Below are 20,548 nucleotides of genomic sequence, written 5' to 3' on the forward strand. Positions count from 1 at the left end.
CCGGACGAACTCCCACTCGGTGTCCGACAGTTCATGGCGACGTATCACAACACCATGATCCACCAGCGGTGATCATTTGAAGACACTGCCTAGGCGTCCCCGGTCTGTGCGGCAGGCCTATTGGATGGCCGTCGAGAAGGCCGTATGCGCCGGGCACGGCGAGACGACGATCCGGTGCGATCGCCGGGGCCGGCTACCAGGCGGGCAGGCGACGGGCGAGGTCGGCGGCGAGCTGCCTGGCCGCCCGGCCGTGCCCGCCGGGATCGAGGCGCTCCAGGAGCTGGAGGTGCTCGATGGTCTCGCGGGCCTCGGTGGCGGTGAGCAGGGCGAGGCGGGGTTCGTCGGGGTAGGTGCCGGTGACCAGCGCGGTGGAGTCGTGGTCCATGAGGTTCTCAACTTCCGCGGACCGGCGGGGGCACGGCCCGGTCGTCGGTGCCGTACGGGGCGGTGCCGCCGTACGCCTGCCCCGGAGAGTGGTGAAGGGTCGTCAATCCCGCCTCTGAACTGTGACTTGCATCACTTCTGATCGGAGGTGAACGATTGTGAACCCCGCGCACCCGGCATGCCGAGAGTGTCGGCCCTGCCCGTTTTCCCTGGTAGGAGCCTTGAGCTCTAAGTGATCAAGCGGTAGCGGTATGAAGTCAGCCATGGCGTCCGGTAATCGTCTGAACGCATCAAGTTAAAAAATTTGGGTTCCCGGTACGCGTTTGCCCGTGCCGGTTCGAAAGGCTGCGGTTGAGGACGCAGAGTCCTCCGGTGCCCCTGGAGGGGAAGGGGTGCCGTGTCATGATCCCAAGGAACAGGAACCGTGACCGTTCACGACTTCATCATCGCGCTGGTGGTCCTCACCGCCCTGCGCGTCTTCGCCCCCGACGTGTGCGCCCTGACACGGCGTGTGCTGCGCGCCGGGGTACGGATCGGCACCGCCGAACTCCTGACGCAGACCCCCGAGGTCTCCGCTCTCCTGCCGGCCGTACGTGAGGTTTCCACCCTCCTGCCGGAGACCCGCGAGGTCTCCGCTCCCGCCACGGCCGTCTGGCCGCCCGTCTCCCACCGCGGGGAGGGATGAAGACCATGAGCGGCATGCCGCTGCCCGAGGAGCCGGAGCTGTCGGCCCAGCGCCCGCAGGCCGAGCGTCCGGAGGCACCGTCGGGGACCGGGCGTCCCGAAGAGCGCCACTTCCTCGAAGAACTGAACGACCTCGAAGGCATCGAGTACGAGATGACGCCGGACCAGGAGGCGTTCTACGACCTCTACGCCCGCGCCCACCTGCGCTACGCCCACACCATGCTCGACAGCAAGCAGGCCGCCCTGGCCGTGGTCAAGCGCTGCTACTCCCACCTCATGCTGAACTGGGTGAACATCCTCAAGGAGGAGAACCCTCCCGAGGCCTACGCGTGGAAGCTGCTCAAGCAGCGCGTGGAGATGCACCTGCGGCTGACCGGCCAGCCCCCGCAGATGGTGAAGACCGCCGCCTTCCAGCAGGCGGTACGCGCCACCCTGGAGGCCAGGCGGCGCCAGTTCGAGGTGATGCACTCCGCCCTCGGCCTCTACACCGTGATAGCCGGCCTGCCCGAGCGGCAGTTCGACGTCGTCGTCATGCACTACGTCCTGGGCTTCTCCTCGGCCAAGGTCGCCGACATCATGGGCATCAAGCCCGACACCGTCCGCTCTCACCGGCGCCTGGCCCGTGAGCGCATCGCCAGCAAGCTCGGCCTGTCCCTGGAACCGGCTGCCGACGAGAGTGAGAAGGAGTAACCGTGCGCAGCACCCACGACGTCCTGGGCGGGGCCGGATACCCCGACCCGTTCACCGATCAGGACCTCGCCGGCCTCAAGCGCGAGATCGTCCGCGACGTCACCTCGACCCTGATGTTCGGCACCAACCCCGCCCCCATCGGCAACTTCCTCGCCCCGCACGACCAGGCCGACCGGCGTCTGACCACCCTGTGCGCGCACCTGCTGCGCCACCGCGACGCCGCCGAGCACGTCGCCCAGCTCGCCCACGACGGCATCGACGACGACGGCGCCCTGCGCTTCGCCTCCCTGCTCTTCCTCGTCGACGAACGAGAAGGAGCGAGGTTCTGGTGGCAGTTCGCCGCCGGCGCGGAAAACGCCACCGCCGCCCAGTGCCTGCACCTCTACCACCTGGCCCGCGGCGAACTCCGCGACGCCGACCTGTGGGCCCTGCAGGCCGTCAGCGCGGAAAACCTGGCCGTCCCACGCACCCTCGCCCGCCGCACGGACACGCGGCACGAAGCCCTGCGCGCCGCCGTGGGCCGCCTCACCGTCGACGCCGCCGAGGAATCCGGCCACAGCCGGGTCCCGCGCCCCGCCCTCGACCTCGCCGACCGGATCGAGGAGTTCGCCGACGCCCTGTAAGAACACCAGCAGGCCGGGACCTTTCCTTCTGCGAGGGGCCCCGGCCTGCTGGTGTTCGCGATGTTTCCGGAACCGTCCCTGGCACCACGATTCGGTCGGCTCACCGACAGAGAGTTCGGCGATCCATACCGCCCTGTCGTCTGCTTCGCAAAGACCGCCCCCTGGCTCTCGACGCCGTTAGGCCGTGTCCCGAAAGTGGATCTTGATCATTGGGTGATCACACTCATAGGGCGGGGAGATCTCACGGATGAAGAGTGGGCGGTGCTGGCGCCGTTGCTGCCGAAGGGGAGGAAGCCGGGGCGGCCGCCCGTCTGGCCTCGCCAACGGCTGATCGACGGCATACGGTTCGGGGTCATTGCGACTGCAACCTCAGTACCGGGCAGGCCTGCGCTGAAAGGGCCGCCGTGCCTCACGGACGGCGGCCCTCCTCATGATGCGTGGACCTGCTGCTTGCCGGGCTCCACCTGAAGGCGGTTGCCATTGGATACCGGCGAGCCGGTCTGGTCCCGCTTCAGCCTTGGTGGGGGCTCAGGGTCCGGGTGGAGCTTGTGGTCAGCAGGACACCACGGCCGAGACGGTCGCGGTCGAGGGGGGCCAGCCCCACTGATTCACGGAGAAGCTGCCGTTGACCGTCGAACCGCACGGCGCGGTGGTGACAATGCTGCCGACCGAGGTCGCGCCCGGCTGTATGAGCACGGTCGGGTTGATGGGCGCGATCGGGGCGCCGCCGACGACCGTGCCGGCGACCGTGAAGCCGACCTGCTGGGGCTGCCACGCGGAGTTGGTCGTGGCTGCGACCCCGTAGAAGCGGACCTGGTTGCCGTTCACCTCGACACAGGCCCGGGTCAGGAGGACTCCGGGCGCGCCGGGGGTGCCGCAGGTGGTGACGGCGCCGACCGGGCCGGTCGGCGCGGCGACGGCTTCCTGGGCGGTGGCCAGGGTCGCCAGGGTCGCAGCGGCGACCGCGATGGTGGCAAGACTCTTCATGGGGTCTCTCTCTTCCGTTGCCCTCATCAGAGAGCAATGTGAAATGTCACATGTCTTTCGGGTGGAGCATGGCAGCACGCCGGGACGGGCAGCGCCGGACTCCGAGGAAAAAGGTATTTTTCTACCGGTTCTGGCCAACAAATGGCCTGAACCCCGCGTGAATGGCTACGCGGGAAGTGGCCGCGCTCGCACCAAGGTTGGCGGTGAAGGAGGCAGCCGCACTCAGACACGTCCCGGTGAGGTGGCCGCCGGCCCAACCGATCGGCCTCCCGGAAGATCGGGGCTGTCGGTACGGTCGGGAATGCCGGCTCCGTTCACATCGCAGGGTTCTGGTACAACCTCTGCGGAGCTACACCGACTGGGCTTTCACAGACCTCATGACAAGCTTCTGAGCTGCAGGTTCCCAAGCCGTTGCGGTTCGAGGCGTCCAGCTTCGGCTTGAGACCACGGAAGTTGCGCCAGAGCCGGAGCTCGTGAACAAAGCCGGGCGCCAACGGCGCGACCATCACCATCAGCCACCCCACCTCATAGCTTTTGAACTTGTAGTTCCTGGGGCTGGTGAAGCCGGCCGCTGCTCGCAGTGGCCGGCCCACGGCCGGCCTCCGCTCCCTCCCACGTTCCACGTTGCGGACCGCCGGGTTCACACGCCCGGCCCTCGCCACCGGCCAGGATGGGGCCCGGGGGAGTAGAGGAACGTATGAAGCAGCAGGTGCGGGGGCACCGCGACCACAGTTACCGCCGGGGCAGGCGGCAGTCCTCAGCAGGGCGTGGAAGCGGCACCTTTCGTATGCGGCGTGTGGGGCAGAGGAGGGCCTGGCCTGCCGGATACCGGCTGGCTGCCCGACCGGCGAGCACAAGGCACGCCGGCATGCCGTCGATGAGCCTCCATACGAACAATGGCGCGCCCAGGGCCTCCTCGACGACCTCGCCCTGCGCCCCCACCCGTACCTGCACCCGCACGCAATGCCCACGCCGCCAGCCGGCATCTGAATGTCAGCCAGCCCCTCGGGAACGCCGTCGCGCTGGCCTGCCGCACCCTCGCCGACCGCTACGGGCGGCTCCTCCTCGACAGGGATTCCCTCAACCGCCTCGACCACCACGGCCGCACTCCGCTCCTGGCCCGCGGCCCCGAGGGCCACGCGGAGACTGTCACCGTCCTGTTGCCGGAACACGCCCTGTAGCTGCCGGCATCATCCCGCTCGGCCTCACGGAGGCCTGGCCTACGCAGCCGGGCCGCTGCGGGCAAGCTCGGGCAGCGGGTTCAGGACCTTCCGGGCTGTGGCTGTAGAGCGAGTCGGTGCCGCTGCTGGCGCCGATCGCCCTGGCCGAAACAGGTTCACGTTCTTGTGCGGCTGAAGCATGGACCGGCTGTGCATGCGGGCTGTCCGTCGCGGGGTTCGGTGACATCTTCACCCCGGGTCTTATGCCTGTTCCGGCGGAACTGTTATGCCCCTGCCGTCTCGGAAGGCGGGGCCGGGCCGACAAGGCCTCTCCCTGCTCCGACCAGGGCGTTCTTGCTCTGCGCCTGCCCGGCACAGGCGGTGCTGTACACCAGCTGGCCATCTCGCGTCCCCTCAGGCACCTTCCCTGTGCCATGTCACCTGTGCCATGGTCCAACTCCTAGGGCGTGGCCATGCCAAGCCGGACGGACCTTCTACATCCAGCCACATCGTCCGCATGGTCTTCCCGCTGTCCATGCCCTCTCCCCCACCCCATCGGCCACGTTCTGCGTGGCCGGATTCCCTCACGGGAGGCGTAGTGAGAAAGTCACTTGTCCGACGAAGTCTGGGCGCGGCGCTGCCGCTGACCCTGACCCTCGCCATGGGCATCGGCCTGCTGGGTCAGCCGGCCGGCGCAACCGAGAACACCGAGCTGGCAACACGCATCACGGCAGAAGGCCCGGACCGGGCTGAATCCGCGCCCGTCGGGCAGCGGACCGCCGAGAGCGAACACGTCGCGAAGGGGCGCCTGAAGGCATCCCAGCTGCCGCCCCTGGCCGCGAACAAGGACGCCCTCAAGGAGGAGTACGGCGAGGACGCCAAACCGCCCGTGCCCTCCTCGAAGCCGGCGGAGAAGGCGCTGGGAAAGACGGCCGGAGACAAGAGCGCTGCTGCGTGCAGTGCCTCCGACTTCACCAGCCGCACCGGCAGCGCGCTGGTCCAACAGATCAAGGCGTCCACGCCCGACTGCGTCAACACGCTGTTCAACCTGACCGGGAACGACGCCTACTACGCCTTCCGCGAGGCGCAGATGAGCACCGTCGCCTACGCCCTGCGTGACGGTTCGGCGTCCTACCCCGGCAACTCCAGCACCGGTATAGAGCAGCTCGTGCTCTACCTGCGCGCCGGCTACTACGTCCACTACTACAACGCCAGCACGGTCGGGTCCTACGGCAGCGGTCTCCAGACCGCCATCCGTGCGGGACTCGACGCCTTCTTCGCCAGCGCTCACTCCCGCGACGTCACGGACGCCAACGGTGAGACGCTCTCCGAGGCCGTCATCCTGATCGACAGCGCCGAGGAGAACGCCCGCTACATCTACGTCGTCAAGCGGATGCTGGCGGACTACAACTCCTCCTGGAACACCTCCCGGGGGATGCTCAAAGCCGTCAACGACGTCTACACCGTGACCTTCCGCGGCCACCAGGTGCCCGCGTTCGTGACCGCGGTCCAGTCCGACCCCAGCCTGATCGACGCGCTCTACAGCTTCGCCTCCGGCCACCTGTCGCTGCTGGGGACGGACCAGTCCTACCTGACGTCCAACGCCGGGCGGGAACTCGGCAGGTTTCTGCAGCACCCCGCGCTGCAGCCGAAGGTCCGCCCCATGGCCAGCGGTCTGCTGAACGCCAGCTCGATCAAGGGCACCACCGCACCGCTCTGGGTCGGCGTGGCAGAGATGACCGACTACTACGACAAGGCCAACTGCTCCTACTACGGCACCTGCAACCTGCAGTCGCAGCTGATGAGCTCGGTACTGCCCGTGACCTACCCGTGCAGCTCGAGCATCACCATCAAGGCCCAGCAGATGACCTCGAGCGAGCTGTCGTCGAGCTGCTCCAGCCTGCGCAGCCAGGACGCGTACTTCCACAACATCGCCCGTGACAACGGCCCGGTCGCCAACGACAACAACAGCACCATCGAGGTCGTGGTCTTCGACTCCAGCACCGACTACCAGACCTACGCCGGCGCCATATACGGGATCGACACCAACAACGGCGGCATGTACCTGGAAGGAGACCCGGCGGCTGCCGGCAACCAGCCCCGGTTCATCGCCTACGAGGCCGAGTGGGTGCGCCCGACCTTCCAGATCTGGAACCTCAACCACGAGTACACGCACTACCTCGACGGCCGCTTCAACATGCACGGCGACTTCACCGCCAACACCACCACCCCGACCATCTGGTGGATCGAAGGCTTCGCGGAATACGTCTCCTACTCCTACCGCGGTGTCCCCTACACCGACGCGATGACGGAGGCGGGCCGCCGCACCTACGCCCTGAGCACCCTCTTCGACACCACCTACAGCAACGACACCACACGCATATACCGCTGGGGCTACCTCGCCACCCGGTACATGCTGGAGAACCACCGCACGGACATGGACACGGTCCTCGGCTACTACCGTTCCGGCAACTGGAACGCCGCCCGGACCTACCTGACCAGCACCATCGGTACCCGCTACAACAACGACTGGTACACCTGGCTGGCAGGCTGCGCGGCCGGCGACTGCGGCGGAGGCACCAACCCGCCCGGCAACCAGGCACCCACCGCCGCGTTCACCACGGCTGTCCAGGGGCTGAAGGCCACCTTCACCGACCAGTCCACGGACACCGACGGCACCATCGCCTCCAGGTCCTGGAACTTCGGCGACGGCACCACCTCCAACGCCACCAACCCCAGCAAGACCTACAGCTCCGCCGGAACCTACACGGTGAAGCTGACGGTCACCGACGACAAGGGCGCCACGGCCACTGCCACAAGGACCGTCACCGTCAGCAGCGGCGGAGGCACCGGCACCGAGTGCACCGGCACCGATCCCAGGGAGCTGGGCCAGAACTGCCAGCGCAGCAACCAGTCCGCCACCACCGGCAACTACGCCTACCTCTACCTCTACGTCCCGGCCGGCACCACCCAGCTGAAGATCACCAGCACCGGCGGTACGGGCAACGCGGACCTGTACTACAGCCGCAACGGCTGGCCGGTCACCACCAGCTACACACAGCGTTCCACGGGAGCCGGCAACAGCCACACCCTGACCATCACCAACCCGCCGGCCGGTGCGAACTACATCAGCCTCTACGCCGTGAACAGCTTCAACGGCGTCACCGTCACCACCAGCTACTGACACACAGGCACCACGGAGAACCACAACTCCACCACAGCCCGGGACGGCTCCCCCCGTCCCGGGCATTCCCCCGGGGTTGGGGGGGACGGAGACACACCTCCGTCCCCCCAACCCCGGACTGCCAACACACCGTCCGGCAAATCCTGGAGATCCGCCCCCACCCCGAGAGGTAACAGCCGGACCGAGGCCTCACGCTGCCGGGCAGTTGAGTTGCGCTTGCACAAGAACCCGTGGACGCGCGGCCCAGGGATGAGGACCTTGACATCCCGCGCCGCTCACCATGCAGAACGCCGGCCGCTACCACGCAGCCGGTGTTCTCGCAGCTGTACGAACTTGGCCGAAAGAAAGCGAAAACGAATTTACCCGGGCAGCCGCGTACATCGAAGCAAGCTTCCGTAAAACTTTACTACTCATCAAACCGGACCAGGAAGCGTCTTTCTGGTTCCGTCGGCAGGACGAGGAGGCGCGTACGTACGAGCTACCCACTTCTGAAAGTGCGGAGCCTGAGCCAGCAGCTGACGGTGGGTCCGAACGGAATGATGATGAACTGCCTCTACAACCGACGCGTCGACCAAATCCCGGCGCCACAAGAGCAAGTGCCGCTGCCACAGAGGATCCCCTGCCAGGGGTTTGATCAGTACCCCGTCCACAGGGCACACAGTGGGCTGAACGGCAGTGACTCCGAGACCTTTGGCGATCATCGACTGCAGTTGGTCGAGCACATGGAACTCGTGCGTGACCGCAGGCATGAAGCCTGCCGCCCGGCAGGCTTCATAAAAAGCCCCAGGCCATCCCACCCCATCGTCAGAAGAAACAAACCAAGTATCCTCGGAAAGCCCCTCCAAGGGAATTTCAAGGCGATGCCCAAGCGGATGGGTGGCAGGGGTGGCCACGAAGACCGGAACAGTCCTGATGGCACGATGATCCAATTTAGGGGAGTGCTGAATCGGCAGCCCAGGGTAGTCGCACCCCAGGCCGGCATCCAATTCACCGGCTTCCAGAAGGCTCAGGAGTTCCCCGGTCGCATACACGCTGCTGACAGAGACAACGAGATCGGGAAAAGAATCGCGAAGAGAGTCCAGCAGTACAGGCACCACGGGCGTATTGATAGCCCCGAGACGAAGGCGACGTGTTGGCGCAGACGTACGCGAGTGCCGAAGGCTAGTCAGATTGTCCGCAAGCACCAGAATTTCACGGGCCTGACCAACGACCTGTGCACCGTAGTGCGTGAGTTCCATGCCGGTGCTACTGCGAGTGAAAACTCCCTCGCCAAGCATCCCCTCGATACGGCGCAACTGCGTGCTCATGGCCGGCTGGGTGTATCCGAGCGCGGCAGCCGCTCGTCCTACACCTCCCAAATCCGCTATCGCACACAATACGCGCAAGTGGCGCAACTCCAGCTCCATGAGGACACCTCAATCCGGATGAACAGAGTTCTATTATGCGCCTGCAAGAAGAAAGCGGGTCCCCTGTCACGGGCGCGCTCTGCAGGCATCTCATATCGAACAGCGAGTGTTATGAGCGAGCCTAGCGATCCGATATGACCCAGTCTATTGATCAGAAGTGGCCATCGTGCAAGTCTCGAATTTGCGCATTGATCCGCAGATGCGTCTGCGGGATCTGCGGGATCTGCAGCACCCTGCCACCGAGGAGCAACATCATGCCTCACACTCGCATGATCTTCACTGTTGAAGCAACCGAAGCGGCGGTTCACAGTGCCCGCCACCACGTGTCCGCCGCAATAAGGTGGTGGGGAGTTCCCGTCGACGAAGAGCTGTGCTTCAATCTGGAACTGGTGACCTCGGAACTGCTCACTAACGGCCTGCTGCACGCACGCGGGCCTATGACCGCCGAGGTGGCACTGGTCTACGACCTCATCATCGTCTCGGTCCTCGACCGTAGTCCGAAGCTGCCTCAGCCCCGCTCGGCACAGGCCGACGACGAGTATGGACGTGGGCTCGCCCTGATCGAAGAACTCTGCCTGATCCAAGGATCCGAAACAGCACCAGGCGGTAAGCGCTGCTGGGCGGTTCTTCCCGCAAAAACGGCAGACGGCCATGCTGTTGAGACGGTGCAGGCTGATGCCCAGGACAAGCAATCCACTATGGATCAGGCGCGCTGGTCGCTATCTCCGATGGGAAGGAATCTACTGGAAAGTATTTCCCCGCCCTCGTAGGGCCTCCATCACTCCAGCAACCAGGAAATCTTGAGGAACTTATTCAGCAGGAGAAATGCAACCGATCGACTCCAGAAGAGTTCAGCACAATGACTTGAAAATCAGACTGGGCGAGAAAAGCTCACCCTAGGCGCAGAATTTTCTTGTGGTTCACGGAAGAAGATCACCCCTGCCGCTACGCCCGACTGCTCTGTATTCAATTTCCACAGATCGGCTAAGAGCTCGTAACACGATCATGTTCGGGTCTTCTTGAGACGTCTCCAGCAGATGAGGTTGCAGGCGAGGGAGATAAAGGCGTCGTGGAGTTCGGTGCGGCGTTCACAGCGGACGGCGAGGCGTTTGAAGTGGTGGAGTAGGGCGAAGGTCTGCTCGACGACGTAGCGGAGCTTGCCCAGGCCCTCGGTGTTCGGAGCACGCCCGCGGGAGATGATCGGCAGGATCCGGCGTTCTCGCAGTTCGCGGCGGTGGGGGTCGGAGTCGTAGCCCTTGTCGCCGAGCAGGGCCTCAGGGCGGTGGTGCGGTCGGCCGGGGCGGCCGGCGACGGGCGGGATGCCGTCGGCCAGGGCGAGGGTCTGCGTGGATGTCGTTGACGTTGGCCGCGGTGGTGATGACCTTCGGCGGGGTGCCGCGTCCGTCGCAGATCAGGTGGTGCTTGCTGCCCGTCTTCCGCCGGTCGACCGGCGACGGACCGGTCTCGGCACCCTCTTTTTCGCGCGGACGTGGGAACTGTCCACGCATGTTCTGGACCAGTCCAGCTCGCCGGCCGCGTTCAGCTCGGCGAGCAGGATGCGGTGCAGTTGGCCGAAGACTCCAGCCTGCTGTCGGCGATCGAGACGCCGCCAGCAGGTCTGCCCCGAGCCGAACCCCCAACTTAAAGGGCAGTAGTTGCCAGGCAATGTCGTTGTGCAGCACGTACAGGATGCCCTGCAGGAACTGCCGGTCCGGCACCGGCCGCGGGCCGGGAGCCCTCTCGGGCCAGGGCGGCAGCAGCGGCTCGATCAGCGCCCACAAGTCGCCGTTTACGATCCACGGCCGAACACTCACCCTCTCCGAACGGCCGAATCGTCCTACCGGTCACGCCTGACCAGGGCAAGTTCACAAGATCGTGTTACGAGCTCTATGGGCGGTGAGGCCACGAGGCCTCTACAAGGGACACGACAACCGGTGGCCGCGAGGCCGTCTCGTCAGCACTTCTGACGGACGCTTCCCGGTTCCGGCTGAATCGGCATCCTGTCATCTTCAGTGCTTCCTGGCGCCTTGAACTGCACGTTGATGGCCCTCTTGGCTCTCGCCTTCCCAAGAACCGAACTTTCGCCAAGATCCTGAGTCAGAAGGGTGGTTGGATGGCCTATGCCACGGTCTCCGGGATGCTTTGCTGTCTTGCGGTGCCCGGCAGTGGCCAGACAGGAGGTAACCGGTGAGTGACCGGAGTTCGATCGAGTGGACTGAGGCAACCTGGAACCCGACGACGGGCTGCGACCGGGTCTCGTCGGGGTGCGACAACTGCTACGCACTGGCCCTGGCGAAGCGGCTGAAGGCCATGGGAGCCGCCAAGTACCAGAACGATGGTGATCCCCGGACTTCAGGTCCGGGCTTCGACCTCACAGTCCACCCTGACGCCCTGGAGGTCCCCTACGGGTGGAAGAGCCCCCGCACGGTGTTCGTGAACTCCATGTCCGACCTCTTCCACGCCCGGGTGCCCCTGGACTTCGTGCGCCGTGTGTTCGAGGTGATGACAGATACGCCTCAGCACACCTATCAGGTCCTGACCAAGCGGGCCCGCCGACTGCGACAGGTCGCCGACCGTCTGGAATGGCCGGCCAATGTGTGGATGGGCGTCTCGGTAGAGACTGCGAAGGAACTGCCGCGAGTGGATGACCTGCGCCAAGTTCCCGCAGCAGTCCGTTTTCTGTCCTGCGAACCACTCCTGGGCCCGCTTGAGGGGCTGAGGCTTGACGGCATCCACTGGGTGATCGCCGGCGGCGAGTCAGGACCGCGTCACCGGCCGATGGACCCTCTCTGGCCTGCGCAGATCCGTGATCTGTGCGTGGAGGAGAACGTCGCGTTCTTCTTCAAGCAGTGGGGCGGCCACACACCCAAGGCCGGCGGACGGACCCTGGACGGGCGCACCTGGGACCAGATGCCGATTCCAGCCACTGTGTAAGCGGTCCGATCCGGTTTCTCCAATACCGATACACACCAGGTTCACCCGCCGCAAACTTGTCCCAGATGTTCTGAGATGAGAGGCGGAGATCTTGGAAGGACCCGACGAAGCAGCGCTCGACAGCGCTGTACTCGACCTGAGTGGTGAAACCGCCGGCGAAGACGTCCGCGACACCAGCCCCTTCTTCGTCAGCAAGAAGGCCGCAGCCGTCCTCAAGCACGCGATCCTCGACAAGTACGTCGTCCCCTTCGCCAGCAAGGTCGGTAAGCACGCACGGGACGGCCGGGTCGTCTACCTCGACGGATACGCCGGACCCGGCCGGTACGACGACGGCACTCCTGGCTCACCGGCCCTCATCCTCCAGTCGGCAGCAGCCATCGCGGACTTCCGCAAGCTCGACTGCTACTTCATCGAGAAGAACCGCAAGAACTTCCAGTCCCTGTCCCAGCTCGTCGCCGAAGCCCGCGAGCAGGGCCTTGCCGCTCACGCTCTGCAAGGCCGTGCCGAAAGGCACCTGGACCACGTCCTGGAAGCAGCCCAGGGGGCGCCTCTGTTCGCTTTTCTCGACCCCTTCGGTCTCGGCATCACCTTTGAGGCCCTCACTCAGCGGATCTTCGGAAGCCGTCGCGCCAGCGGCAAGCCCACCGAAGTGCTCCTGAACTTCAACGCCAACGCGGTACGCCGCATCGGCGGTCTCCTCACCAGCAGCAAGGACACCCCCGGGAAGCCGGCCACTCTAGGGGCCCTGGACGCAGCCTGTGGCGGGGACTGGTGGCAGGAGGAGTTCCTGGACTCCAGGGACAATGCCGAGGCCGTCGACCGCATCACCGAAGGCTTCGCCCGGCGGGTCGGCAGAGCCGTTGGCGCGGGCTCATGGACCGTGGAAGTACGCAACCGCGCGAATCTCCAGGTCGCCTACAACCTGGTCCACTTCAGCCGTCACCGGGACGGCCTGTGGCTCTTCGGCGAAGCGGCCAGCCGCGCGCAAATTGAATGGCGCCGCGCCTGCCTCCCGCCGGAGAACCCCGACATGCTCTTCAGCCCCGGCGACACCTTCGACCAGGAGGAAGAAGCTCGCCGACTCAGGTGGATCAAGAGGATCCGTGCCAACCTGGAAGATCTCCTACACAAGCACGGCAGCTTCGTCGTAGGCGACTACCAGGCCGAGGTCCTGGCCGGCGTACTTGGCGAAGCCCGCGAAATGCACGTTCGCGCCGCCATCAAGGAACTCTTCAGGGAGAAAAAGACGACCTGCAACGGGGTTGGCACCGTACGCGACCTCCGGGTCACCGGACCCCACTAGGGCCTGTTGCGAAAGTGGATCAAGGTCGTAGATGATCACGGTCCGTGGGACGTGGTGATCTGACGAACGGCCAGTGGGAGCGACTGGAGCTGTTGTTGCCGGTGGGAAAGAAGCCAGGCCGCCCGCGGACCTGGACCCGTCGGCAGTTGATCGACGGCATACGGTGGCGGACTCGGACCGGGGCGCCTTGGCGTGACCTGCCTGAGCGGTACGGGCCGTGGGACCGGGCCTACGACCTGTTCCGGCGCTGGCAGCGCGACGGCACCTGGAAGCGGATCTTCGAGCAGTTGCAGGCCGAGGCCGATGCGAACGGCCTGATCACATGGGACGTGAGCGTCGACTCCACGATCGTTCGCGCCCACCAGCATGCCGCTGGAGCGCGTAAAAAGGGGATCCCCGGAAGGAGCCTCCCGGCGGCGTCGACACTGAGCCCGACGATCACGGTCTCGGCCGCTCGCGCGGCGGGCTGACAACGAAGCTGCACCTGGCGGTCGAGCAGGGACAGAAGCCGCTGTCCCTGCTCGTCACCGCTGGCCAGCGGCACGACAGCCCCCAGTTCCAGCCGGTCCTGAACGCCATCCGGGTGCTCAGGACGGGTCCCGGCCGCCCTCGCACCAAGCCGGACAGGGTCAGGGCAGATAAGGCGTACGGCTCCCGCGCGAACCGCTCCTACCTGCGCCGACGCGGCGTGAAGTGCACCATCCCGGAGAAGGCGGACCAGATTCGCAACCGCCGAAAGCTCGGCTCCCGCGGCGGCCGCCCACCCCAATTCGACAAGGACGACTACAAGCAGCGGCACGCCGTCGAGTGCGGGATCAATCGCCTCAAGCGTCACCGGGCGGTCGCCACCAGGTACGACAAACTCGCCGTCCGCTATCACGCAACAGTGCTGGTCGCCGCGATAAACGAGTGGCTGTGAGACACCCTGACTGCGACCATGCGGCAGTGAACGCAGATCTCCCGGACGGATGGACGATCGAGCGGGTCCGTTCGGCGTCGGGCGACGCCGAGGCCGATCTGCTCTCGCCCGAACGACTCGTCGTTGTCGAACAGTTCGACTCCGTCGACTACGACGTCCTCCAGCCCGATCTCATCCTGTCCTTTCATGACCTCTGCCTCGCCCGAGCTGATGACGAATGGTTCATGGGACAGCTCGACGCCGACGGCTCACTCATCTGCTGGGCTTCCTACGGCTCCGACCTGGCCGAAGCCATCCGAGGGCTGTGAGCTTCCCGCAGGCCCCTGATTACTTTCACAACAGGCCCTAGATCGCGCTACTCAAAAGCGATCCCTAACCGCCCTGTACAAAATATCTGGCCCCTGGCATTCAACCTGCCGGGGGCCAGACGCCTCGTACCCTACGCGCTACGGCCTCGGCCGGGTCGAGGCCCGGTAGCTCTCGACCAGGGCCTCCATGCCGGTCAGGCCGGCGTCCAGGCCGAGCTGGCGGATCCAGTCATCCACCTGCTCCTGGCGGTCGGCGATATCACGCAGGTCCAAGGCGGGGTTGGCGCGGAAGATGCCGCCGGCCGACGCACCAGCGTCCGGGATCTCCTGCAGGAGATCGGGGCGAAGGAGTTCCTTGACCTGCCGGTCCGCGACGAGATGGAGCTCGCGCGGCTGCGCCACCAGGGCGGGGTCGATGTCGGTGATGCGGGCGATCTCCGCGACGACCCTGGGGTCGACAGTGGTCTTCAGAATCCCTTCGAGCAGGTCCAGCAGGTTCGGAACCGGGTAGCGGTACTCCTCCCCGGGCACCCCCACCTTGTCGAGGGCGTCGACGTACCTACAAACCCGGGAGATAACGTTGATGGTGAGCGTCGCCGTCGCTGCCGTGGAAGTGCCGTAGACCTCGGGCAGGGCGACCGTGACGACGGCCTCCACCGGGTGCGGCACCGAGCCGTTGCTCAGGGCCCGATACACCAGCCGGGCGGTGCGGGACCTGTTGTACCCGTGCTGCCGGAACCCTGTGGACGAGGAGAACGATCCGTGCCCGAGGATCTGCAGAGCGGCGGGGAAGACCGAGCTGTTCAGCGCCTGGGTGAGAGCGGCGACGGTCCTCTCCGACAGCGGGCGCCAGGCGCCGGCCTCTCCCATCGGGAGGTTGATGCCGGTGCGCAGGATGAAGTCCGCAGGGGCCTTGCCCTCCCGGTCCCCCCCAGGTTCGGGGACATGACGTGCTGCCCCGTGGGCAGCACGCCCGCGGACGGCTCCTCCCGGGCCAGCTTGAGAAGCCGGTCGCGGTCGGCGATGGAGTTCTGCCCGCTCAGCCGGATCGGCGCCTGCAGGTCTATCAGCAGCGGCCGGGGCGCAACGTTGGCGTCAACCCGGATGATTACCACGCTGCGCCCGGTCCCGTCGTTGAACGGGACGGGGATGAAGGTCGGCTCCCAGGGCGGATCGAACTTCTCGCGGCACCCGCTGGCGATCTTGTCGATCTCCTCCTGGGCATCGACGCCGACGACGCGCTCGACGCCCGGCTCGTCCTTGTCCTCGATGCCCACCAGGATCATGCCGCCGTAAGTGTTGGCCATCGCCGCGATGGTCTTCACCATGCTTCTGGAGTACTCGCGCTTGAACTCCAGCGTCAGACTCTCCACCTGATCCGGACGCGCGGCGAGGGCGCGGATGCGCTCGATCGTCAGGTCCGCCGCCGACGCGGCGAACAAAGAGTTGTTCATCGCCCCCTACTCCACCAACGGCCGCGTCCCCACACGGAACTACTACATGGACTCCAACCTGCTTGTTCTGTAGAGACCTGCCGCTCTGAGCGCCACGTGATCCGCGGGCAGACGCACGGATGCTCCCGGGCCGACGGTCCGGAAGCATCCGCGGGAACCCCTCCGGAAAGGAGCTCCTTCGCCGGATCAGGCGCTCAAGGCCTCGTACGCCGCCTCCAAGACGTCCTTGAGCCGGCCCATGGCCTCGCCCAGCCGCTGCTGGTAGAGGTGCGGGTCGCCTCCGGCGGCGAGTGGCGGGATGTCGACCACGCCCTTGATGGCCGTGTTGACGTGCTCGACCTCCCGCACTTTCTTGAGGACCTTCGCGAGACGCCCGAAGGAGGGGCCGAACGCCTTGATCTCCGCGACGTCGGCGGGGGTGACCGCGCGGTCCTCGCACTTGTCGACGACGGTCAGCAGCTCCGCCACCTTGACCCGCGCCTCGGCCCGCTTCAGCTCGGCCTTGTTGTGGCGGTGGACCTTGACCGCCAGCCCCAGAGCCAGCGCGGAGACCGTGGGGCCGGCCCAGACCGCCACGGCGACGAGGTCCGCGGACGCCGTCGAGACCATCGCCGTGGTCACTATCTCGGTGGAAACGCCACTTGGAATAGCTATAGCCATTACCCTGTTCCTTCGTGTAGGGCCGTCCTGACGCTTGAGACCGACAGGGACGGTTCGCCGTGAAAGATGATCCGCAGACACGCTCCAACGTGTAAGCGGATGCTTATGACTGTGGCCCCGGAGAGACCATCTCCGGGGCCACAGTCAGCTCGGATGGGGGCGTCGTACGCCCGTGAGGCAAGTGGAACGTGTAGACGACTTTTCATCAGCACCTCCCTTGTGGATCCGCGCCGCGCGATGCGCGGTGCGTCTGGGCCACACGCCCGCAGGCGCGTCCGGTTTCGAGCCGGGCATCCGAATGTACTGGACCCCCGGGCGGGAGGTGGGGAAGGGTCACCTGGCTGATGAGCAAGCGGAGTTGACATGCATCTGACTGGAAGTCAGGTATGTTTGTCGAGGCACTACAGTGGTCTGTCGGAAGGTTTGTAGCAGTTATTTTCCGCGTCAACCTCCTTGCCGCAACCCGCCGTTCGCTCGTCTGAGAAACCGCAGCTCAAACGGGCGGCACAACGCGCGGTACAGCGCCGAAAATACGCAAAAGCATCGCGCAAGGTCGATAACAGGCATATGAGGCACGTGAGGCCGGCCGCATCGGACCCGCTGCTCGAAATGACCCATACCATGTGACGGGGATCACCCCCGCTTGACCGAAAGGCTACCTCTCGGTAATCCCTGACCCCGAGGGCGGAGGCATACATGTCCCGGCCGACACACTCGCCCCGTCGTACCCGGCCGATACCGACCAGTCCCGGTCGGCCGTAATGATGGGCAGGATGTCGTCGACGAGCTGCTGCGGGTACACGGAGCCTCTTCCAAGCTGGCGGCGCTCGGCGCGAGTTGGACAGTCCTGCACAGCGACGAAGCTCCTGGTAGACGGGGTCTCGACCAAGGTCCCCATGCCTGCCAGGAGCTTCGCGGGCTTGTCTAGCCGTCCTCGATCGACTTGTCCGCCCGCACTCTGCGGTTCCTGGCCGGACGACTGACGGCCAGGCGCCGGGACATCGGGACGCGGTGGCGAAGGCTTCCCGTGGCACGTCAGGCCCTGCTCGTCCTGGCCCACCTGCGGTGCGGTGACACCTACGCCCAACTTGCGGCCGGGTTCGGCATCGGGATCGCAACCGTCTACCGCTACATCCGTGAGGTCATCGAGGTCCTGGCGGCCCTCGCCCCGACTCTGACCGAGGCGATGAAGACCATCCGGACGAAGGCGTTCGTCATCCTCGACGGAACCCTGCTGCCCATCGACCGCATCGCCGCCGACACCCCGTACTACTCCGGAAAACACAAACGCCACGGCATGAACGTCCAGGTCCTCACCGATCCGTTCGGCCGTCTGCTCTGGGCCTCACCGGCTCTGCCCGGCTCGACCCACGACCTGACCGCCGCCCGGCAGCACGGGATCATCGACGCCCTCGCCGCAGCGGGCCTCACATGCTGGGCGGATAAGGCGTATCAAGGAGCCGGCAGAAACTGTCCGCATCCCGTTCCGAGGCCGCCACCTCAAGCGATGGAAGCGCCGCCACAACACCACCCACGCCAAGTCCGCTGTGTCGGTGAACAGGCCATGGCCACCCTGAAGGGCTGGCGGCTCCTGCGGAAACTCCGCTGCAGCACCAGCCGCATCACCAACATCGTGAAGGCCGTCCTCGTCCTTCACCACGCGTCAGCGTGAGGTTGGAAAGAGCTCCGTGCCCCTTGTGAAGGCTTCCAGTCCTGTGATCATCCAGCGCTGAGCGGAGGCGGTGAGCGTCTTACTGTCCATGCTGCCTGACCATAGCGGCCCTCTGGATCAAGTGATCACTGTATTAGTGGGCGGGTACGCAGCGGCGAACCTCTGCTCAACAGGGGTCGCCTGCCGGCCGTTTCGGCATAGGTGAACAGCAGCCCTCCTCGCCCGTCGAACCGAGCAGGCCTTGCCCCATCAAGTCTGGTCGCCGTCTGTGTGGTGGATAGCCGCGGCGGTGGTGAGGAGGCGTTCCCAGGTGCGGCGGGTGTGGCCGTGGAGTTCTGCGAGTTCGGTGGCGATGCGGCTTTTGGCGGTGCCGGGGGCCGCGGTGGCGAGGGCTTGGGCGGCGAGGTCGATGCGGGGGTCGTTTTCGTAGGGGTGGGTTTTGCGGGGGCCTTGGGGTTCGCCGGCGCGCCGTCCGCCGCCCTTGCCTTGTCCGGGGGCGTTGTCGCGGCGGTCGTGGACTTCGCGGCGGGTCCACAGACGAGCGCCGTAGCGGGTGGTGCCGGGGGAGAGGTGACTCCGAGTGGCGTAGGCGCGGACGGTGCTGATGTTGATGCCGAGGATCTGTGCGACGTCGTCGGCGGTCAGCAGGTCGTCGGGGTGCTCGCCGTCGGGCAGCTGGGGGATGGGCCGGCCCTTCAGGTAGGCCTCGGTCTGGGCGAGGTCGTAGAGGAGGTAGCGGCTTTCGGGGAGCAGGTCGGGGACGTGTTCGCGGAAGACGGCGGCGTGCTTGCGTCGCCAGGTGGTGAGCGAGACGCCGGCGCGGCGGGCGACGTCGGTTTCGTTCAGGACGGGGCGACCGCGGGGGATCACGTTCGTCTCCTTGAGTCTTCGACGGTGGAGCGTGCGTGGCCGGGTATGGGGGGCGTGCTGGCCCGGTTTTCCGTGGCTGACAGTGCGAGAAGCCGGCGGTGTGCCGGGCCGCTTCCGGGCGGCCCTCCGCCGGCTTCGCTCATGTACGGGCTCACCGGCTACCAGATTCAACCTTACAATGCCTTGCACTCGTCGGGCTATCCCCGCGGGGCGGCGATCCGAACCACCATGCCGCCCCGCCGACGCGCGTTCACCCGACGTCCGATTCGCCCGCACACGAAGCGAACACGGGCAGCGGCCCGAAGGACGCGGCGCAGCAGCGTGCGGCGAGGGAAGCCGGCCCAGGAGCGCCTGCGACCGCGATGTGCTGCGCGAGCCCGCGCCATCGGGATGACATCGTCCTCCCCAGCCACCATCCTCACCCGCACGCCGCTCCCCGGCAGCCGCCAGGACGTGGCGCACCCCTCGGGCCCGGGGATAACGGGGCAGGGTGCGGGGCAAACGGGGCCGGCCCCGCCGCCGGCCCGAGATGGTACTGGGTGATCGCGGTTACGACCACGACAAGTACCGGCGTCTGGCCTGGGCCCTGGGCGTGAAGCCCCTCATCGCCCGACGCGGAGTCCCCCACGGATCAGGCCTCGGCACCGACCGATGGGTCGTCGAGCGGACCTTCGCCCACCTGCACTGGTTCCGTCGGCTGCGGATTTGCTGGGAAGTACGCGACGACATCCACGAAGCGTTCCTCAGCCTCGCTTGCTCACTCCTCTGCTGGAGGCGCCTGAAGTCATTCCGATAGCAGTTCTAAAGCGCCACTACGCGGTAGGTGATCAGAGCGGCGTGCTCCCGGGCCAGGGCTGGCTCCTCGTGCTTCGACCTTGACCAGCCAGGTCGTAACACAGTCGTGCAGCATCGCGAGCATCTGGTCTGTCGCGTCGGCGACGATCTCTCGGATGGCTGGGTCGGTGATCACCTCACTCAAGGGCTGCGTGGCGACCCGGGCCTTGGCTGGGACGATCGCGGCGGTCAAACGGGCGAGCAGTGCGTCGGGGTCTGGTGGGGCGCCCATCGTTGTGTAGTCGCCGACGGTGTCGCAACACCTGGAGAGTGCGTCGCGGGCGGCGGTCTGGACCAGGTCAGCCTTATTGCGGTAGTGCGCATAGATGGAGCCGGCCGAGAGATCTGGCTCACCGATGATGTCGGCGATCGAGGTCCTCTCCAGACCCTTGCGGCTGAAGCAGCGAACGGCTTCTTCAACGATCTGGGTGCGCCGGAACTCCTCGCGCGTATCGGCGAGGAGAGGCATCGCACTT

General features: G+C 66.1%; 18 protein-coding genes and 2 pseudogenes. 11 read left to right on the forward strand and 9 right to left on the reverse strand.

Annotated features, from left to right (window positions below):
* Positions 1-193: 193 nt before the first annotated feature.
* Positions 194-385, reverse strand: coding sequence for a hypothetical protein (locus ACIQKA_RS34465; RefSeq protein WP_402543350.1), 192 nt, complete (start codon positions 383-385; stop codon positions 194-196).
* 423 nt (positions 386-808) lie between these two features.
* Here ACIQKA_RS34465 and ACIQKA_RS34470 point away from each other — a divergent pair, with 423 nt between their 5' ends.
* The 3 genes from ACIQKA_RS34470 to ACIQKA_RS34480 are packed head-to-tail and all read left to right on the forward strand — an operon-like array spanning position 809 to position 2,381.
* A complete protein-coding gene (locus ACIQKA_RS34470; protein ID WP_383448951.1) occupies positions 809-1,069 on the forward strand; it encodes a hypothetical protein in 261 nt (86 codons plus the stop codon).
* A gap of 5 nt (positions 1,070-1,074) precedes the next feature.
* A complete protein-coding gene (locus ACIQKA_RS34475) occupies positions 1,075-1,758 on the forward strand; it encodes a sigma-70 family RNA polymerase sigma factor (protein ID WP_390112901.1) in 684 nt (227 codons plus the stop codon).
* A 2-nt stretch (positions 1,759-1,760) separates the two neighbouring features.
* On the forward strand, positions 1,761-2,381 hold the full coding sequence (locus ACIQKA_RS34480; protein WP_402543351.1) for a hypothetical protein: 621 nt from the start codon (positions 1,761-1,763) through the stop codon (positions 2,379-2,381).
* A gap of 552 nt (positions 2,382-2,933) precedes the next feature.
* Here the strand turns inward: ACIQKA_RS34480 and ACIQKA_RS34485 are convergent.
* The gene (locus ACIQKA_RS34485; protein WP_381440670.1) at positions 2,934-3,368 is read right to left on the reverse strand and encodes a hypothetical protein; all 435 of its coding nucleotides are present in this window, start codon (positions 3,366-3,368) and stop codon (positions 2,934-2,936) included.
* Between the two features lie 1,758 nt (positions 3,369-5,126).
* On the opposite strand from ACIQKA_RS34485, the gene ACIQKA_RS34490 reads away from it, so the two are divergent.
* Positions 5,127-7,712 carry a collagenase gene (locus ACIQKA_RS34490; RefSeq protein ID WP_402543352.1) on the forward strand — a complete coding sequence of 862 codons (2,586 nt, stop codon included), beginning with the start codon at positions 5,127-5,129 and terminating at the stop codon, positions 7,710-7,712.
* Between the two features lie 413 nt (positions 7,713-8,125).
* Here the strand turns inward: ACIQKA_RS34490 and ACIQKA_RS34495 are convergent, their stop codons facing one another.
* Positions 8,126-9,118 carry a LysR family transcriptional regulator gene (locus ACIQKA_RS34495; protein WP_381440666.1) on the reverse strand — a complete coding sequence of 331 codons (993 nt, stop codon included), beginning with the start codon at positions 9,116-9,118 and terminating at the stop codon, positions 8,126-8,128.
* A gap of 269 nt (positions 9,119-9,387) precedes the next feature.
* Between ACIQKA_RS34495 and ACIQKA_RS34500 the strand changes: the two genes are divergently transcribed.
* Positions 9,388-9,888 (forward strand): ATP-binding protein, encoded by a 501-nt coding sequence (locus ACIQKA_RS34500; protein ID WP_402543353.1) that lies wholly within the window; start codon positions 9,388-9,390, stop codon positions 9,886-9,888.
* 233 nt (positions 9,889-10,121) lie between these two features.
* Here the strand turns inward: ACIQKA_RS34500 and ACIQKA_RS34505 are convergent.
* Positions 10,122-10,914, reverse strand: a pseudogene (locus ACIQKA_RS34505) (IS5 family transposase).
* A gap of 391 nt (positions 10,915-11,305) precedes the next feature.
* Here ACIQKA_RS34505 and ACIQKA_RS34510 point away from each other — a divergent pair.
* From ACIQKA_RS34510 to ACIQKA_RS34525, 4 genes are all read left to right on the forward strand, one after another.
* Complete coding sequence (locus ACIQKA_RS34510) at positions 11,306-12,052, forward strand: DUF5131 family protein (RefSeq protein WP_402543354.1); 747 nt, start codon at positions 11,306-11,308, stop codon at positions 12,050-12,052.
* A 91-nt stretch (positions 12,053-12,143) separates the two neighbouring features.
* A complete protein-coding gene (gene tcmP, locus ACIQKA_RS34515) occupies positions 12,144-13,355 on the forward strand; it encodes a three-Cys-motif partner protein TcmP (protein WP_386367165.1) in 1,212 nt (403 codons plus the stop codon).
* A 44-nt stretch (positions 13,356-13,399) separates the two neighbouring features.
* Positions 13,400-14,274 (forward strand): IS5 family transposase gene (locus ACIQKA_RS34520; protein WP_402543355.1). Its coding sequence is split into 2 segments (ribosomal slippage): positions 13,400-13,744 and positions 13,747-14,274, totalling 873 coding nucleotides; the frame shifts between segments, so codons are not numbered across the junction.
* Positions 14,275-14,300: 26 nt separating this feature from the next.
* Positions 14,301-14,582 (forward strand): hypothetical protein, encoded by a 282-nt coding sequence (locus tag ACIQKA_RS34525; protein WP_402543356.1) that lies wholly within the window; start codon positions 14,301-14,303, stop codon positions 14,580-14,582.
* Positions 14,583-14,720: 138 nt separating this feature from the next.
* On the opposite strand, the gene ACIQKA_RS34530 is transcribed toward ACIQKA_RS34525, so the two are convergent.
* From ACIQKA_RS34530 to ACIQKA_RS34540, 3 genes are all read right to left on the reverse strand, one after another.
* Positions 14,721-15,452 (reverse strand): hypothetical protein, encoded by a 732-nt coding sequence (locus ACIQKA_RS34530; RefSeq protein ID WP_402543357.1) that lies wholly within the window; start codon positions 15,450-15,452, stop codon positions 14,721-14,723.
* A complete protein-coding gene (locus ACIQKA_RS34535; RefSeq protein WP_402543358.1) occupies positions 15,386-16,036 on the reverse strand; it encodes a helix-turn-helix domain-containing protein in 651 nt (216 codons plus the stop codon). The genes ACIQKA_RS34530 and ACIQKA_RS34535 overlap by 67 nt, the downstream gene beginning before the upstream one ends.
* Positions 16,037-16,222: 186 nt before the next feature.
* Positions 16,223-16,657, reverse strand: coding sequence for a hypothetical protein (locus ACIQKA_RS34540; protein WP_402543359.1), 435 nt, complete (start codon positions 16,655-16,657; stop codon positions 16,223-16,225).
* A 976-nt stretch (positions 16,658-17,633) separates the two neighbouring features.
* Here ACIQKA_RS34540 and ACIQKA_RS34545 point away from each other — a divergent pair.
* Positions 17,634-18,368 carry a transposase family protein gene (locus ACIQKA_RS34545; RefSeq protein WP_402543367.1) on the forward strand — a complete coding sequence of 245 codons (735 nt, stop codon included), beginning with the start codon at positions 17,634-17,636 and terminating at the stop codon, positions 18,366-18,368.
* Positions 18,369-18,617: 249 nt separating this feature from the next.
* Here ACIQKA_RS34545 and ACIQKA_RS34550 read toward each other — a convergent pair whose 3' ends face one another.
* Complete coding sequence (locus ACIQKA_RS34550; RefSeq protein WP_402543360.1) at positions 18,618-19,238, reverse strand: DNA-binding protein; 621 nt, start codon at positions 19,236-19,238, stop codon at positions 18,618-18,620.
* A gap of 490 nt (positions 19,239-19,728) precedes the next feature.
* Here ACIQKA_RS34550 and ACIQKA_RS34555 point away from each other — a divergent pair.
* Positions 19,729-20,034, forward strand: a pseudogene (locus tag ACIQKA_RS34555) (transposase); the annotation flags it as partial.
* On the opposite strand, the gene ACIQKA_RS34560 reads toward ACIQKA_RS34555, so the two are convergent.
* A complete protein-coding gene (locus ACIQKA_RS34560; RefSeq protein ID WP_402543361.1) occupies positions 20,023-20,541 on the reverse strand; it encodes a TetR/AcrR family transcriptional regulator in 519 nt (172 codons plus the stop codon). The pseudogene ACIQKA_RS34555 and the gene ACIQKA_RS34560 overlap by 12 nt on opposite strands.
* Positions 20,542-20,548 lie beyond the last annotated feature (7 nt).

Origin of the sequence: Streptomyces sp. NPDC092045 (assembly GCF_044756005.1) — a bacterium.
GTDB lineage: Bacteria > Actinomycetota > Actinomycetes > Streptomycetales > Streptomycetaceae > Streptomyces.

Coding starts and splice junctions, on each gene's coding strand:
- ACIQKA_RS34535 (WP_402543358.1), bottom strand. CDS start 16,036: ATGAACAACTCTTTGTTCGCCGCGTCGGCGGCGGACCTGACGATCGAG.
- ACIQKA_RS34475 (WP_390112901.1), top strand. CDS start 1,075: ATGAGCGGCATGCCGCTGCCCGAGGAGCCGGAGCTGTCGGCCCAGCGC.
- ACIQKA_RS34485 (WP_381440670.1), bottom strand. CDS start 3,368: ATGAAGAGTCTTGCCACCATCGCGGTCGCCGCTGCGACCCTGGCGACC.
- ACIQKA_RS34495 (WP_381440666.1), bottom strand. CDS start 9,118: ATGGAGCTGGAGTTGCGCCACTTGCGCGTATTGTGTGCGATAGCGGAT.
- ACIQKA_RS34465 (WP_402543350.1), bottom strand. CDS start 385: ATGGACCACGACTCCACCGCGCTGGTCACCGGCACCTACCCCGACGAA.
- ACIQKA_RS34500 (WP_402543353.1), top strand. CDS start 9,388: ATGATCTTCACTGTTGAAGCAACCGAAGCGGCGGTTCACAGTGCCCGC.
- ACIQKA_RS34530 (WP_402543357.1), bottom strand. CDS start 15,452: ATGGGAGAGGCCGGCGCCTGGCGCCCGCTGTCGGAGAGGACCGTCGCC.
- ACIQKA_RS34560 (WP_402543361.1), bottom strand. CDS start 20,541: ATGCCTCTCCTCGCCGATACGCGCGAGGAGTTCCGGCGCACCCAGATC.